The organism is Leptolyngbya iicbica LK (assembly GCF_004212215.1).
Lineage (GTDB): Bacteria > Cyanobacteriota > Cyanobacteriia > Phormidesmidales > Phormidesmidaceae > Halomicronema > Halomicronema iicbica.
In genome coordinates this window covers 48447-63187 of the sequence record NZ_QVFV01000005.1, presented here as the reverse complement: position 1 = coordinate 63187, position 14741 = coordinate 48447, and the positions used below count along the sequence as shown (strand labels likewise).

The window sequence follows — 14741 nt, the reverse complement described above, 5'->3', positions numbered from 1 at the left end:
AGAAGCGCTCATGATCATGGAGGGCATAGCCTGTGATTGGGGTCGCTAGGGATTGTGGTTCAGCCAACGGATCAAGCCAAATCGTTGCGGTTGCCGCATCTGCGGATGGGCGGTAAGCGTTCTGGGCGTCAAACTAATTTAGCCAAAACCCTACGCCAGCGAAAACTGTCGTGGGTGAGCGATCGCATCCCTCTAGTCGCAACGCCTGGCCTCCCGAATTTGCGGTCCAAACCGAATCACGTCAGTTCAGGACAAGAAATCCCTGACGTTATCCCCCCGCCGGGGACTCAAAGCCCACGGCTCATTGGTCGAAGTCCGTTAAAACGGACTCAAGCCGGTCCTCATCTCCAAATTGGTCATCCGTTTCAACGGACTTCTGCTGTGAGCCAGGGCGATTTATTCCTTGGCGAATGATCCGCACAGCTTAACCCGAACTCAGGTTAGGTAAGGATTGAGTAACCTAACTATTATTAGGTGATCCCAGTTGTTGCCAGCAGGCGAATTCTTGCCTCATTTATCCGACCAGGCAACCGCAGATAAGCCCTGCCAGTAACTGAGCCCCTGATTCGGAGTTTGTGCTTGAGGACGTCTTGCCCGTGGTAGATGGTTTTTTGAATTTGTACAAGCCAGTGCATTGGACCTCCCACGACTGTGTGGCCAAAGTGCGGCGACTGCTGCAACAAAAAAAGGTCGGTCATGGCGGAACACTCGATCCCGCCGCGTCCGGAGTATTGCCCATGGCGCTGGGACGAGCCACCCGACTGCTTCAGTTTTTGCCGTCGGATAAGGCATATCGGGCCGTGATTCGCCTGGGCATGACTACCACAACCGATGATTTAGAAGGCGACATTCTACAAACCACCAGCGCAGCACACCTGAGCCAGGCAGACGCGATCGCCCCCCTGGCAGACTTCATCGGCACGATTGAGCAACTGCCGCCTCGCTACAGTGCCATCCAGGTACAAGGGCAACGCCTATATGATCTGGCCCGCAAAGGCCAAGACTTTGACGTGCCAAAACGGACGGTCACAGTGCACCACATTGAACCCATCACCTGGCAACCTGGCGAGTTCCCGGAATTGACGATCGATATTACCTGTGGCGCAGGCACTTACATTCGTTCCATCGCCCGCGATCTGGGCAACAAGTTAGGGGTTGGAGGCACACTAGCCGCCCTCGAACGCACCAAAAGTAGCGGCTTCACCCTCGACAGCAGTTTGCCGCTTGCTGACTTAGAGTCACAACTGCAAAAGGGCACCTATCAGCCGCTACCGCCCGAAATCGCCCTTCAGCACCATCCTCGCATTGAGTTGTCCGCTGACTGGGCACGCCGCTGGCAACAGGGCCAAAAAATCCCCTACAAATTTCGCGAAGCCGACCTGAGCTGCTCCTACTATCAGGTCTACAACCCTGACCAAACATTTTTAGGTATAACTGCTTGGGCATTCATTCCCGACACCGACGAAACTCGATTATTGCCCAAAGTCGTGTTCATGCCACCTCAAACCTAGTTTCAACGCAATCTTAGAAGTTACAGGCGTTGCTTAACGGTCATCCATCCTAATGGCGATCCCTGCCAACCTCACAGGACTCCCTGGCATCAGCATTCCCTGTGGTTTTAATGAGTCAAGGTTACCGATTGACCTCTAACTCATTGGCCACGTACTACAAGAACAAACATCATTTAAAGTGGCCCACGCCTACTAAAGTGGCCCACGCCTACGAACAAGCTACTGAGTGGCATACAAAAATGCCACTCTCAGCTTGGTCAAACGGTAGTCCTAAAGCTGTAAGGATGCGTTGTAGTGGTGGATGAAATACCAGATTGCGCCAATGTGATTTTCGAGCTTTTTTGAGAAGGACAAGGTCTTGCGCACTAACCTGGAGACTCGTTGTCGCAGCGTGCAGTTGAACCGTTCAATGTGATTAGTTTGACCACTGTCTTTACCGACTGCCCGATGCCGCTGGCTAGGCAGCACGGTTTCATAAGCCTCCCAAAAGTCGCTGTAGGCCACCGCACACTGACGATAGAGGGGCGGCAAGGATTGCCAAAGTGCTCGAGCCCCGTCGCGAGAGCGATCGCCGACATGCATCCCCACAATCTCACGGGTGTCTCGGTTGATGGCGAGCCAAATCCATTGTTTGTTCCCTTTGTGGCCGACAAAGGACCAGGCCTCATCACATTCCACCGTCAAGCGCCCTTTTTTTGAGGGCTCACCCTCACTTGACGTTCCACCTGCTGATATTTGGTGTTGACGTATTGCTGCAGCCAGACTTCTGAAACCTCTGCCACACGAGCAATTCCCGCTAAGGGAATCTTCTCCAACAAGAGTTTGTCGATCAAGCGCTTGGTGGCCTCATCGATGATTTTGTTTTGCGGGTCTTGCACAAACTGACGTCCGCAGTTTTTACACTTGTGATTCTGCTTGCCGTTGTGGATGCTGCCATTTTTGACGACGTTCGAGGAGTGACACGCTGGACAAGTGGGCAATGGAGAGGACATGAACTTGAATCAATCGCAATCTGATTCCAGGTTCACAGAGTTTTGCCATCGCGGCATCGCCTCTTCGTTAGAAATTCCGCTCCATATCCTTACCCGTTAGGGACAACCGGTCAAACATCATCACCAAGTTCACGATTTTTCCCTCTCAGCAACAGGTGCGATGGGCTGGCCGAAAACGATCGGCTAGCTTGACTCATTCCACTCAAGGGGGCGATTGCGATCGCCCACAATGTCATAAAAAGCTTTAATCTTTTCAGCACTAAGCTCTTTACGCCATCGCTGATCAAGTTTGATGGTTAAATCCATATCGGCATAGTAGTTTCCATGGACTTCTTTCACCGCATCGGGAACTGGCTGTTCATGGTATCGGGCAATTAAAGCTCTGGCGCTTCGACTGCCTGCAATATAGTAATGCTCATGCTTCCAGTACTCGAGCATGTCCGGCTCAAACGGAATCTTAAGAAAAGAGCAAACTTGCTGCATTGTCTCAGTTGGACTCGTGGCTAATTCTTCATACCGGACTCGCAGACGTCGTTCTGGAGAAACTGAATCATAAACTCGTTCAGATTCTTCCAAGTTTGACAGCCATCTCCGACTCAAAGTTTCAACTGTCCGGTCCGGATAAGCCCGCAAATACGAGTTCAAGACAGCTCGTCCGTCACGAACAACATTAATCACATAAGCTTCAAGCTTATTTTGCCGAAATTCACGGGCTTTTAACCTTTGTCCCACCCAGTCTGGATACTTACTAGAATCAATTAGCAAAGACTTTTGAATCCGCTCATGCAACAGTAAATAAGGGTTTAGAACGGCATCTTTGCCGACTAGCTCACGCACCCAGCGCTCTACTTTGAGAGGAACAAACTGGTTGAGTCGTCGTCCTCCTAATCCTAAAGCCAGCTGCTCTGCATCTTTTTGACTAAAGTGGTCCTGCCAAAAAGTACCTGTTGGACAAAAACTAGCCGGAGATGGGTGGCGTCGATAAATCTCTGGCAACTTACTGATCTCCCCTAAGGAAAAGCCTTCAGAGTGGCTACCCAGCATCAAATCCAACATTGTCGACCCCGATCGACCAATCCCTAAAATAAAAACAACTTTATTCGCCATAATCAATAAGAACTCCGCTAGAAACAGAATCATGAAGACTTTACTTTGTTTTTCAATCGCTCCCAGATTCCCGCCTTCTTAGGGGGCTGCAAATTCTGCAAAGGAGCCGAGACATCCATAAAACGATAGGTTTTCCATAACTCCCAATAGGGACCATCTGGTCGCATAGGACAGCCAGCCCAATGTAAGTATCGCAAAGGGCGATCGTCGTCATAGAGAATATTTCCTTTCTGCTGAAAGTGTGAACTTCCTGCCCAACTCCCCGGCTCATCTGGATTGGCCTGGGTGATATTCACTCTACGTTCTGCCGCTTTAAGTACCAGGTAATTGAGAATGGGTTGGTCAGTTGTCCCCGTTGAAAAATCAAAGTATTCTCGATGAGCAGCACAGTCTTTGAGTAACTCCAGCATTGCTTCGTAGGTAAATAGCCCCTTGCGACTCCCCCAAAAACCGCTATTAAAGATGTCTTTCAAGTCAGTTTCCGTGAAGATGTTTCTCTCGTGAATCACAGAAGTAAAAACCTCTGCCAGCCCTCTGCCTTTGCCTTGAAAGTCGCAGCAAAAGAAGTCAGCATTGTTTAGATATTCGAGGCTGCTCTCAATGCTCTGAAATAAGAGAATATCGGCATCAATATAAACAAAATGATCTAATGGACCAAACCACAAGCTTAACTTCCGCATTTTATTTGGCAAACGCAAAAAGTCCCGGGGAAAGATATCGGCAATGTCTTGGGTTAACCTGCCTAGAAAAGGCAAGTCTGGAAACATTTGGACCTTGAAGCGATCACGACAGATCGGCCAGATCTGCCCGTATTTCTCATCAAAGGGGACTAGAAAAACGGGGATTTCAGGATTATGCAATCGTAAACTACTGAGGAGCGCGATTGTTTGATCGAAAACGCGATCATTCGCAACAATATAAACACCATCACTCATGCCTTTCTCTCCTCACTCTTATTTTACAAGACCCAATTTCCGAAAGAATCGCTTTGGGAGACTAGCCTTTTTAGATGTTTTGTAAGAAAGTGGCTCACCTTGAAATTGAGGACGCTCCTCTGGTGCCTTCAAATATCGATAATGCAGAAAAGTGTCTCGATAGGGAAAGTCGATATTTTCGCCCTTGCAGAGGCGCTTAAAAATTTTAGATGATATTCCAATATAGTGAAGGTAAAGCAAAGGAACGCCTTTATCTAAAACTTTACTTCTAACCTCTTCAAAGTGAGGTGAAGTGACAGAATTGCCCGTAACCTGGTCTGATGGTAGCGATAGGGCCAAGTTCACAGAACTGATTGGTTTACGCAAAACAAAATAATTGAGTACCGTTTGATCAGGAGCCATCGGATAAAGTACTTCGGCCTCACCGCTAGATAATTTCTCTAGATAAAACTGAATATCCTGTCCATCTACAATGTTTCGTTTTGCCCCGAAAAAGCCTGAGCAAAATACTTTTGACTTGATTTCATCTTCAGGAAATAACTCAAATAGACGGAAAGAACTAGTGTCAAAAGCATGACTCAGATCTTTATGCTGAAAGTCATAGGTCACCCAGTCCACCCTCTCCAGAGCTTTAAAGATCAGGTTCGGCGACTGCAGCAATAATGTATCCGCATCCATGTAAATAAAGTGATCTAGAGGACCATCAAAAGCACATAGTCTCCGATGCGTACCCATGCGATGAATACCGGGTTTCCCATCAACAGCTAGCCATTTTTCCGCTGCTGTCGGGTGTGTAGCCCAGATATCCTTAACCCATTCATCCCAACGTTGAATTATCTTCTGATCTTCGAAAACCTCTACTTGAGGGTATTTTTGAGTCAGTGTCTTCAAACGTTCTGTACAATCGTCATAGGGAAAAATGATGACTGGAAAATCTTTTCCTGCATTCTCCTCAATGCTGTTAATGAGAGCAACAACTTGGTCAAACACCTTATCATTTGCTAATGTATAAATACCTTGACTCATTGATTGACTCTCGCTTTCGAAATTTAAAAATGGAGCATAAATAAGCAGAGAAATCCAACGTAGATTTTACTGACTCCAAAAAATGATTCTTTCTAAGAATTTAAACCACAAAATCTGCAAAAGACTTACCTTGAAAGAAATTCCACGTTCGATATTTTCATAAAAATAGTATACCCACATCATCCGCGAACTAACGTGGACTCTAATTAAAGGCAAAAACTGACAGCAAAATGCTTTGCCTAATTGCTATTAGGTTAATCAACAGTCGAAGGGTATAAGTAGCTTGGGATAAAAAGATCGAGGTATATTTCGGAGAGTAAAGCTTCGATTGAGACCGACAGCGAGGTGCCGTTATGGGAATGCGATTGCGTGTATTTCTCACCTCTGAGGAAGACCGAACCCTGCGAGAGTTACGCCGAGCCACGACCATTCCTCAACGGGTGAAGGATCGCGCCGACGTGGTGCGGATGAATGCTCGGGGGGATTATGTTGAAACCATCACCGCTTACTTCAATTGGCATGTGGAGACGGTGCACAAGACGTTGAAGCGTTGGCAAACAGTTGGTTTGGCGGTTTATGGGAAGCTCCTGGGCGCGGCTAAGAGAATAGGAGATCGAGAGCTTTGACGCTATATGGTGACTTGAATTCGTTAATTTAAGTGCTGGCATGCTACAAATAGTCTCTTAATTTGTCAGGAAAAAAATTCGAAATTAGGTCACCGCAGTGATGCATAATACGCTCATCCACAAATTGCTTGTTTATGCTGTCAAGAGGATCAATCTTATTGTCAGAACGCTTGCTATGGGCGATGAGGAGTTTTCTAGGATTCGCACCTACAAAATTAGCAATTTCTGGAAGCCGAAGATTAATATCTGATGTCAGAACCAGTAATCTTCTGGATTCAGGAACTTGAGATAGCACCCGATTATAATGATCAGCGTACTGACTCAAATAAGTGTCAAGAGAACAAAGGTTCCATTTTTGAAGTGCAATCTCTTCTGGTTCATACTTCTGGTGACGCTGTGTCCAGAAGTAATCTCTATACTCTTCCCACGCTGATGGATTAGCACTGTAGTGATAGTTCAGACGAGAGCGAAGCCAAGAAAGTGGTTCCCGTAATGTCACTATGAACAAAGCATGGGGAAATATCTCAGCGAGTACTCCAGAAACGTATCCTAATGGATGTGCAGATTCGACTTCTAATCGTAATCTTTCATCCCGCTCTCTCAGCTTTTGCTTCAATGTGTCTACACTAACCTCCCCTTCCAAGTAATCAATAATAAGGCGATTTGTTTTCTTGGTTTCTGGCTCATGCCCTGATCTATAGCTTTTACTAAAGCTCGAAGCAATCGATGTTGTCCCAGTTTTTGCAGCTCCTATGCAGTAGCAGTGAAATTCTCTCGGTTTGAAATCTTTATAAACTTTAGAAATTTTTTGTTTGACCTTAAACATTTTAGATTTACTATCCTCTTAGAAAGACTAGAAGAGCCAAATAGTGATCCAGTTTAGAATGTCATCGTGACAAGCAAGTAAGGAAAGACAACATTAATCAAGAGTTTTAGCTACTTTCATCTCGTTTCATTCACACAAAAACGCTGAAGTAAAGCAAGCTAGAAGCATACTACAGCTATGTCAAAAAGATCTCAAAACTCAAGGTTATATTCAACTACATCCATGTCCTATATTGCCTCTCTAAATCAAGAAAACTTTCCACTCCGGAAATCTGCCTTGAAACAGTCGAGCTTTTCGACAAGACGTTCGGTCAACTCTTTGGCAGTCTGTTCCTTACTGAGAGTAGGCTGAGCTTGTTTCGCAATTTTAGATAAACTACTCGCCGCTTCTCTACGTCTAAGCCATCCCTTTGCTTGACGTAATGGATCTAGCAAGTCATTCTTCTGGCGAAAATCAAAGAGCCGACCAATATGATGAGGGTAATATTCAACTCCAATCGATTGACACCAATCATGCCATTTAAAGGCAAGAATATTTGGCGTTGTCACAATCGGGAGCCAGGCAACTCGGAAGGCATCGGCAACAATTGCCCCGTGCATTGCTTCCGTAAGTAAAATTTCTGTTTCATCAATCTTCACCATAACCTCTTCGAGAGGAGCGGCAGGGTCAATGTATCCCCATCCCAAGTGCTGACAGATAGCTCGCCAAGACTCACAAGAATTTTGAAAGTGAGGCATGAAAGAACATCGATATCGTTTCTTCCTTTTACCAAAATCATAAAGTTTTCGAATTAAAAATGCTGAATCCACTACCGCTAGCTGATCAGGGATGCCTAATTTTTGGGCTGAGAGGGGTCCCCGCACACAATAAACATGGTAAGTGTCATCAAGTTCTGGAACGTAGTTCCCGTAACCTACCCCACTACCGAAGACAATCCTAAATCTTGCCTTACGAGTATTTTTAGGGAGATTATAGTTTAACAGAGTACCGATACCGATAAATACCTGAGAGTCATCCTCATCCAAAATATTCGGTATGTACTGATTCCAAATCCAGGGATTTAGATCGTCTCCAAAATTCTTGAAAGTATCATCAGGTTTCCAGTGATAAAGCTTCATATAGAGATCCTATTCAAATTATCAGCAATCACCAATATCGATTTCAAGTGCGATTAAAACTCCAGGTCTTTTTCTTATTTATATGTAATCTCAAAGCTCTAATGCTTTTAAGAAAAGGATACATAATTTTTTTCTCTATCTTTCGATGAAAGGGGATTTGAGCTGTCTTTTTCCGCATAGAGTCACACTCTGTCAACTTCTGACATAAGTGTTCTGATAGGCCAGCATCATCTCCACTAAGTAAGTACTTGTAGAATAGTTTATCCTTATAAACTGTATTCAAATTTAAATGCTCACTCGTATCCGAATAATTCGATTTATAGTGATATACCTGAAGCCCAGATTTCTGTGCGGCAAGACCAATGGAAATGCCTTCAGAATCATACAATCCATGTAACTCGAAGTGATCCCTCAACTGCTTCCAAGTGTTGACAAAGTCAGAGCCACTTTGCCCACATCTGCTTAGAACAAATATCCCTTCAAAAACGAACTTACACTTTTCCATATCGATATCGAGTTCTGCACATGCAGCAAGAGTCAGTTGCCTTTGCATGTTACCAATTTCTTTGTCTTTACAAACAAGGGTTACTTGCCTTAGTAAATCACAGCAGCTAATTGCCGTTAAACCTTCTTTCCAATTCCTTGTGGCTGAGAAATCACCAAACATTCTACAATCTGCGTCCAGGAAAATGACTGTTTCATATTTTTCCAGACATTCTCCGAAGCAGAATAGCTTATCGTGATAAAGTCCTACAGACTGGATGCGATGCTTTAGGGCAATGACATTCTTAAATCCCCCGAACTCTTTTGGTCGATCCGTAAGGATCACGAAAGGAATTTGAGGAGACATTGCCTCTATATCACCTGCCAAATTCTTTGCATGCTGCCTATACTCATATCCCAAAGCAATGGTTGTATAGCAAATACTCCGATTCATCATTTCTAAAATAAGCAAGATAAAAATTATTTCGCATTAAAGATAACATAGACTATTCAGCTGTGAGCTTAGAAGCTTTGAGTTTGTCAAGCCAGCGCTGAAAATTTGAGTCAAGGATTGCACGTAGTCTTAACTGCAAATGTCTATTGAATATTTGAATTACCCTAGAGATTCTTAAACTCACTTTTGCGGATAGGCTACGGCTAGGGTATTCAATTTTTTGGTGTTCTTTAAAGAGATTCGAAACGTTTTTTATCTGAAACCCTCCATTTTTTATTTTCTCTTTTACAATGCAATCCTTAAAAATCAAAAACCAATCAGTGCGACGGAATGTGAAATTCAAACCTGCTGCTGCTGCTGCAAGCCCAATGGTATTCCCCTCGCCATCGTAGATGCCATTTAATTCAAAATAGTAGGAAAAATTTTGCCAGTATCTTAGAAAGTCTTGTTCACGATCATCTTGACGACGTAGAGTAAACATAAATTCGTGCAACCAGTTTACTTCTTGGATGTCTAGGCTGTGACAGGTTGCAATATCTTGAATAATAGATAAGCTCTTGGTTGATTTCTTCTTATTACTGAGTCCTTGATTGTGCTTGACTACGCTACAACCAAAACGGGCAGTCAAACCAGGAGGAAAGTTATTAATTCTCTCTTGGTTTATGGGAGCAGTAATACGAACGTCTGAATCAATAAAAGTACAGGTTTCAAATCTTTCGATCGCTGCTGCCACTGCAAAGCGCTTATCATGATAGCCCTTAATACTCTGAAGCTGATGTTGAATCGCTTCAACATTAGATGAATTCTCAAATTCAGCGGTCTGATCAGTTAAGACAATAAGAAGGATACCAGGAGCATATTTTCTCAAATCTTGGGCAAGTTGCAGAGCATGCAAGCGATATCGCTTTCCTACAGCCAGTGTGCAAAAACAAAACTGGTTATTCATATAAGTAAAGTTGGATAAGTTTTATCCATCCGAAGCTTGGCAGTCAGACCTTGCATTTAATAATGCACATCCTGATAATACCCAATTAAGTTGCTGGAATATCGGCTTCATGCCACAGACTCACCAGATGAAAGCATTTTCTGCTAAATTATCTTCTAAATTGAGGGGATATTTCTTATGCGAAGAAGAAATACTTGTGGTGGACTTCTTGTGTATACGCAGCCACAACGAGATGCCGAACTTTAGACAGTTGCTCCGCTTTCCAACGAATCCAAGCACACTTGTTTTCGGCACTTTCACCCACGAGTGTTCGGATATACTCACCTGTTAAGGGCTACCTAACACACTTTCTTGTTCTCGATAAACTCATAAACAATATCTCTTATTTGTTTCGTGAACCTTTGAGTTGTGAAAAGTTTCTTGCGCTTTTCTAGCGATTGCCGAAGCGACTCTTGCAATTTCTCACCACTGAGAACCTTGACTATCTTTTGTACAGCCTCGTCATCCTTAGAAAAGGAAAGGAATTCAGCATGGTCATCTCCAATGATCTCAATCTGTCCTCCCTTTGATTTGACAAAAGGTACCATGCCACCCTTTACCATCTCTGCAACTGAGATGCCAAATGGCTCAGGTTTCCAGTGAATTCCATAGCGACATTTTGCAACAATCTTTAGATAATCTGCATAAGGTAAATCTTGATGTAAATGCACCCAATCAGAGTTCTCCTGGATGAGTTTCCGCAGGCTTCTTTGATATTTATTTGCATAAACTCCTCCACCTCCACCAGTAATATGTAAGTCAACCTCAAAGCCCTTTTGACGAACGGCTTTGAGGATATTGATTACACGATGAGGACTCTTTGCTTCAACCAGTCGCCCGCTACAAAGAAAAGCTTTTTCCTTTTTGTCCCAAGGTAGTGCATCTATGTCTGTTACTACAGGAGGATAGACAACCATAGAATCCATGTCGTACGTCTTTTTGACTTGATCGGCCGTGTAACATGAATTCGAGATCGAAACATTATCCTGCAAACTCTCATAAGAAAAGTCAACCCATTTCATCAAAGCGCGATACCAAAGTGGAGCTTTCTCTGGAGATGTTTCAACTACACGAACCCAGTGCAAGTATTGTAAGCCGACGCATCCCATATCAATGGCGTTAAAGGCAGAAAAAGCGGCATCGTATTGCAACGACTTCTTTTTTAGATGATGAATAGTCAGGTATACTAGCCCCATTCTGATGATTTCGCTTTTCGCCATTGCTGAATAGGCCAAGCCACTTAAACTTCTAGGAATTGAAGAAATCACTTCAATTCTCTCTTCAGATAAATGGGTGCCATACATCATATTTAGCTTTGCTAGATCCACATTGGCCAACGTGTGGAGACTGACATCAAAATCATCTTGGAGCGCTTCTAGAATCCATAGAGCAACTGCTTCCGCTCCACCACCTCTAAAATAAGGTTGCCAAACGACTACTTGTGCCTGTTTCGAAGCGAGCATAATTTATTACTCTCTATTGACTATGAAATCCACATTTATTTAAAGGCCATAATTAATCGGCTAAGACATTCATCACTTGATGATAGAAAGCACGATTTTTCGCTCGACACTCTTCTACAAGATCTGGGTAAATAGGAGACTTGAGAGCATGTTGAATCCAGTTTTGTGTGACACACGAGAACTTCTCGTTATCATAATTTGACGTGTGCAAAACTTTTCCAAACAAAGCAAATTTAAACTTTGCTTGAGTCCATTTTTCTACCGGATAAAAAGCCGGAGAGTGCTGTAAGGTAAAAAATTTGCTGCTGAATGGAAAAGCCAGTACACGTCGCCCTAGGAGTGTTCCCCAGTAAGCGCCATGGAAAGAACTGGTCAGGATAGTCTCACCAGAGCCCAAAAAGTCTAACACTTTTTCAAAGTTGCTTTCTTTATTAGAGAGTCTCGGTAGACCTGGGATATTAATCTGGAATTTTTTGTGAGAAAAAACAACAAACTCGTGTTCTGGTGTGCGATCTTTATCAAAGGCTGGGTGCATACAACTAGGGCAAGGAACCCACTCGTACGCAGTGCCTTTATCTCGCAACCCAACTAAGTCAAAGCCGGATAAATAGGGAGAAAAGTCAAAGTCTTTAGGCCATCGACTTGGGTTACATCCATAAATTTGATATCCAGCTCCCCATAAAATGCGCTTACCTTTGGTAAAAGCAGCCGCAATCGTTTGAAACTCAGGCAAAAACCGGTTGAAGATCAGCCCACCGCCGCCAACAATAAGATGGTTGTCTTGCAAGTCTTCTCTAGTAAAACTACGTATATCAGTAGCTTTGCAAGCATATCCTGGAAAATCAAAGTACTTTAGAGGCGACGAATATAGATCCCCGATATTTTTAGGATCTATCACATGTAAATTAGTAATCATAAAGCGTTTGACGAGTTACTGTAATATTGGGTGTCAGCGAAATCATGATAATCAAAAAAACCGCATATCTTTGAAGCACAAAAGAAATAAATCGCTGACAGTTTTTGGCTGGTAGTTGGGTGGCAATAGCAAGAACTTCTAAGAGTAAACTGTTTGCATCCTAAAGTAGCTTACTGTTTTAGGATGCTCCGCCCTCAACTTTCTCGAGATCTTGCAGCATTTCTTCGAGCATTTCAAGTATCTTTTCCATGATACTTGCATGTTCAGTTTCATCTTCTTCATACTCTAAAATTGACAACAATCCTGTCATGTTGTTCAAGTTAGAGCGGAATTTGTATGAAGTTTCTGCTATTTGCTGACTTGTTCTATCTTGCTCTGAATTTTCATCCTGGAACTGCAGCTGGCAAAGCTTACTATAAGTTCCGTTTTGCTTTATGAGACTTTCGTGAGTTCCTAACTCAACGACCTGCCCGCTCGCCATTACGGCAATTTGGTCAGCTTTGCGAACCGTTGAGAGGCGGTGAGCGATTACTAATGTTGTCCGATCGCGACTCAACTCATCAATCGCTTCTTGGACTAATCGCTCTGAAACTGTATCCAGTGCGCTAGTGGCTTCGTCGAGAATGAGGATTTCGGGATTTTGCACCAGAGCACGAGCGATCGCCAATCTCTGTCGCTGACCACCAGATAACATCACCCCGCGATCGCCAATCATCGTGTCTAAGCCCTCCGGCAAATTCATGATGAAATCGTAGGCATTTGCACGCTTAGCCGCATCTAAGATTTCAGCATCCGTGGCTTCAAAATTGCCATAGGCGAGGTTATAGCGCACGGTGTTATTGAACAAAAAAGTTTCTTGACCGACAATGCCCATCGCTTTGCGGATCTGAGCAATATTGAAACTTTTGAGGTCTTGGCCGTCGACTAAAATCTGACCTGCTGTCGGGTCGAAAAATCGAGGCACTAAGTCCGCTAGGGTTGATTTTCCCGCTCCCGAAGATCCCACTAGGGCGAGCGTAGTCCCCTTTGGTAGCTTCAGGTTAATATTCTGAAGTACTGGATTTTGAACATCTGGATAGTGAAAACAGACATTTCTAAACTCAATGCCTTCGTTCAGTCCGGAATAAGATATCGCACCATTTTGCATGAAAGATTTATTGTCGGTGCGTAATAAGTTATGAACAATATCGACTGATGCTGATACTTGAGCTAGTTGATTGCGACCGCTGTTGACTTGTGAGATGTAGGGTAACAGACGATTAAGTAGAACCAGATAAGTCACCATGACCGCAGCAAGTGATGCGAGTTGGTCTTGAAATAGCCATCGTGCTAACAAGATCAAAATAAATAACACCGAGATATTGAGCACCTCACCTAATGGATTGACGATTCCAGAATTCATCTGGATTTTGAGGTTGAGATCCTCTCTCTCGTTGATATACCCGGCAAAGCGTTCATATTCTCGATCTTCGGCAACCACAGACTTGACCAATCGAATGCCGCTAATTAGCTCGACCAACCCTCCAGAATACAAGCTGTTCAGGCGAGTGAACGCCCGACTGTAGTGTTTTGTCCGTTTCACCAAGATTTGCACGACCAGACTTGATATGGGTAGTAAAAGGGTGGCGACAATGGTTAGTTGCCAAGAAATTGATAGCAGTATGCCTAGAAAAACCAAGACAGTAGCAACGGTCACAAAGAGTCGGATGGTTGCAGTGATTGCGGTAGCAGCTCGGTTCATTTCACCGCCTAGCCGATTCACGAGTTCACCCACTTGAGCCTTGCCAAAATACTCCAGATCAACGCTCAAAATCATGTCTAAGCCTTGCCTTTGCAAGTCAGAAGTCATCGCCCGAGAGAGCATTCCAGAAGCGAGTGCACTCAAATAGTTGCTGGCATTCTTTAAAACAATCAGCAACAGTGCTGCTAATGCCATCGCGGCGTATCGATAGGTTTCGGGTAAACCTTGAAAGGGGGCTAGGAGCATTTGGAAGATCGGCGGGCCGTCTTTGAGGATCGCATCTTGCCCCAGCAAACTCAACATAATCGGTACCACCAACGCGGTGCCAATACCGTTAAATAAGGCACCCGAAAAGCCGGTGATAATGCTAGCGATAATTTTCAGAGGATATTTCTTCGCGACCTGCCATAGCATTTGTCGGGGGGTGAAGGACACTCCTGGAGACGCAGCGATGGTAGAGGGTTGAGAGGTCATTGTTGTCTGTAGCCGATTAACCATAGGAATTCTTCAAAGAATATCTTGCTACCGCATCAAGGTTTTAGTCAGCATGGATACCCC

General features: G+C 44.1%; 13 protein-coding genes. 2 read left to right on the top strand and 11 right to left on the bottom strand.

Translation table 11 applies throughout. From position 1 onward, the window contains the following. Positions 1 to 596: 596 nt before the first annotated feature. The gene (truB, locus tag DYY88_RS17840; RefSeq protein WP_039730453.1) at positions 597 to 1511 is read left to right on the top strand and encodes a tRNA pseudouridine(55) synthase TruB; all 915 of its coding nucleotides are present in this window, start codon (positions 597 to 599) and stop codon (positions 1509 to 1511) included. Positions 1512 to 1781: 270 nt separating this feature from the next. On the opposite strand, the gene DYY88_RS17835 is transcribed toward truB, so the two are convergent. The 4 genes from DYY88_RS17835 to DYY88_RS17820 form a co-directional block, all read right to left on the bottom strand. Beyond that, positions 1782 to 2503 (bottom strand): IS1 family transposase gene (locus DYY88_RS17835; RefSeq protein ID WP_201278970.1). Its coding sequence is split into 2 segments (ribosomal slippage): positions 1782 to 2212 and positions 2212 to 2503, totalling 723 coding nucleotides; the frame shifts between segments, so codons are not numbered across the junction. 183 nt (positions 2504 to 2686) lie between these two features. Then, positions 2687 to 3610 (bottom strand): sulfotransferase family protein, encoded by a 924-nt coding sequence (locus DYY88_RS17830; protein WP_039730454.1) that lies wholly within the window; start codon positions 3608 to 3610, stop codon positions 2687 to 2689. Positions 3611 to 3639: 29 nt separating this feature from the next. After that, the gene (locus DYY88_RS17825; RefSeq protein WP_039729034.1) at positions 3640 to 4545 is read right to left on the bottom strand and encodes an Npun_R2821/Npun_R2822 family protein; all 906 of its coding nucleotides are present in this window, start codon (positions 4543 to 4545) and stop codon (positions 3640 to 3642) included. 18 nt (positions 4546 to 4563) lie between these two features. Next, positions 4564 to 5571 (bottom strand): Npun_R2821/Npun_R2822 family protein, encoded by a 1008-nt coding sequence (locus DYY88_RS17820; RefSeq protein WP_039729035.1) that lies wholly within the window; start codon positions 5569 to 5571, stop codon positions 4564 to 4566. A gap of 353 nt (positions 5572 to 5924) precedes the next feature. Here DYY88_RS17820 and DYY88_RS17815 point away from each other — a divergent pair, with 353 nt between their 5' ends. Next, positions 5925 to 6197: a helix-turn-helix domain-containing protein gene (locus tag DYY88_RS17815; RefSeq protein WP_052288657.1), complete on the top strand. Its 273-nt coding sequence runs from the start codon at positions 5925 to 5927 to the stop codon at positions 6195 to 6197. 43 nt (positions 6198 to 6240) lie between these two features. On the opposite strand, the gene DYY88_RS17810 is transcribed toward DYY88_RS17815, so the two are convergent. The 7 genes from DYY88_RS17810 to DYY88_RS17780 form a co-directional block, all read right to left on the bottom strand. Further along, the gene (locus tag DYY88_RS17810) at positions 6241 to 7023 is read right to left on the bottom strand and encodes a sulfotransferase (RefSeq protein ID WP_044151412.1); all 783 of its coding nucleotides are present in this window, start codon (positions 7021 to 7023) and stop codon (positions 6241 to 6243) included. A gap of 245 nt (positions 7024 to 7268) precedes the next feature. Then, positions 7269 to 8141: a polysaccharide pyruvyl transferase family protein gene (locus tag DYY88_RS17805; RefSeq protein WP_039729036.1), complete on the bottom strand. Its 873-nt coding sequence runs from the start codon at positions 8139 to 8141 to the stop codon at positions 7269 to 7271. 43 nt (positions 8142 to 8184) lie between these two features. Next, positions 8185 to 9096, bottom strand: coding sequence for a hypothetical protein (locus tag DYY88_RS17800; protein WP_130199500.1), 912 nt, complete (start codon positions 9094 to 9096; stop codon positions 8185 to 8187). A gap of 34 nt (positions 9097 to 9130) precedes the next feature. Beyond that, positions 9131 to 10024, bottom strand: a complete 894-nt coding sequence (locus tag DYY88_RS17795; protein WP_039729039.1) for a hypothetical protein — start codon at positions 10022 to 10024, stop codon at positions 9131 to 9133. Between the two features lie 338 nt (positions 10025 to 10362). Beyond that, positions 10363 to 11526 carry a glycosyltransferase gene (locus DYY88_RS17790; RefSeq protein ID WP_039729040.1) on the bottom strand — a complete coding sequence of 388 codons (1164 nt, stop codon included), beginning with the start codon at positions 11524 to 11526 and terminating at the stop codon, positions 10363 to 10365. Between the two features lie 52 nt (positions 11527 to 11578). Then, positions 11579 to 12442: a polysaccharide pyruvyl transferase family protein gene (locus DYY88_RS17785; RefSeq protein ID WP_039729042.1), complete on the bottom strand. Its 864-nt coding sequence runs from the start codon at positions 12440 to 12442 to the stop codon at positions 11579 to 11581. A gap of 178 nt (positions 12443 to 12620) precedes the next feature. Then, positions 12621 to 14681, bottom strand: a complete 2061-nt coding sequence (locus DYY88_RS17780) for an ABC transporter ATP-binding protein (protein ID WP_242517639.1) — start codon at positions 14679 to 14681, stop codon at positions 12621 to 12623. Positions 14682 to 14741 lie beyond the last annotated feature (60 nt).

What these genes read in the sequence shown, in the direction of transcription:
- DYY88_RS17815 (WP_052288657.1), top strand. Translation starts at nt 5,925, where the DNA reads ATGGGAATGCGATTGCGTGTATTTCTCACCTCTGAGGAAGACCGAACC.
- DYY88_RS17820 (WP_039729035.1), bottom strand. Translation starts at nt 5,571, where the DNA reads ATGAGTCAAGGTATTTATACATTAGCAAATGATAAGGTGTTTGACCAA.
- DYY88_RS17785 (WP_039729042.1), bottom strand. Translation starts at nt 12,442, where the DNA reads ATGATTACTAATTTACATGTGATAGATCCTAAAAATATCGGGGATCTA.
- DYY88_RS17825 (WP_039729034.1), bottom strand. Translation starts at nt 4,545, where the DNA reads ATGAGTGATGGTGTTTATATTGTTGCGAATGATCGCGTTTTCGATCAA.
- DYY88_RS17795 (WP_039729039.1), bottom strand. Translation starts at nt 10,024, where the DNA reads ATGAATAACCAGTTTTGTTTTTGCACACTGGCTGTAGGAAAGCGATAT.
- DYY88_RS17780 (WP_242517639.1), bottom strand. Translation starts at nt 14,681, where the DNA reads ATGGTTAATCGGCTACAGACAACAATGACCTCTCAACCCTCTACCATC.
- DYY88_RS17830 (WP_039730454.1), bottom strand. Translation starts at nt 3,610, where the DNA reads ATGGCGAATAAAGTTGTTTTTATTTTAGGGATTGGTCGATCGGGGTCG.
- DYY88_RS17805 (WP_039729036.1), bottom strand. Translation starts at nt 8,141, where the DNA reads ATGAAGCTTTATCACTGGAAACCTGATGATACTTTCAAGAATTTTGGA.
- DYY88_RS17790 (WP_039729040.1), bottom strand. Translation starts at nt 11,526, where the DNA reads ATGCTCGCTTCGAAACAGGCACAAGTAGTCGTTTGGCAACCTTATTTT.
- DYY88_RS17810 (WP_044151412.1), bottom strand. Translation starts at nt 7,023, where the DNA reads ATGTTTAAGGTCAAACAAAAAATTTCTAAAGTTTATAAAGATTTCAAA.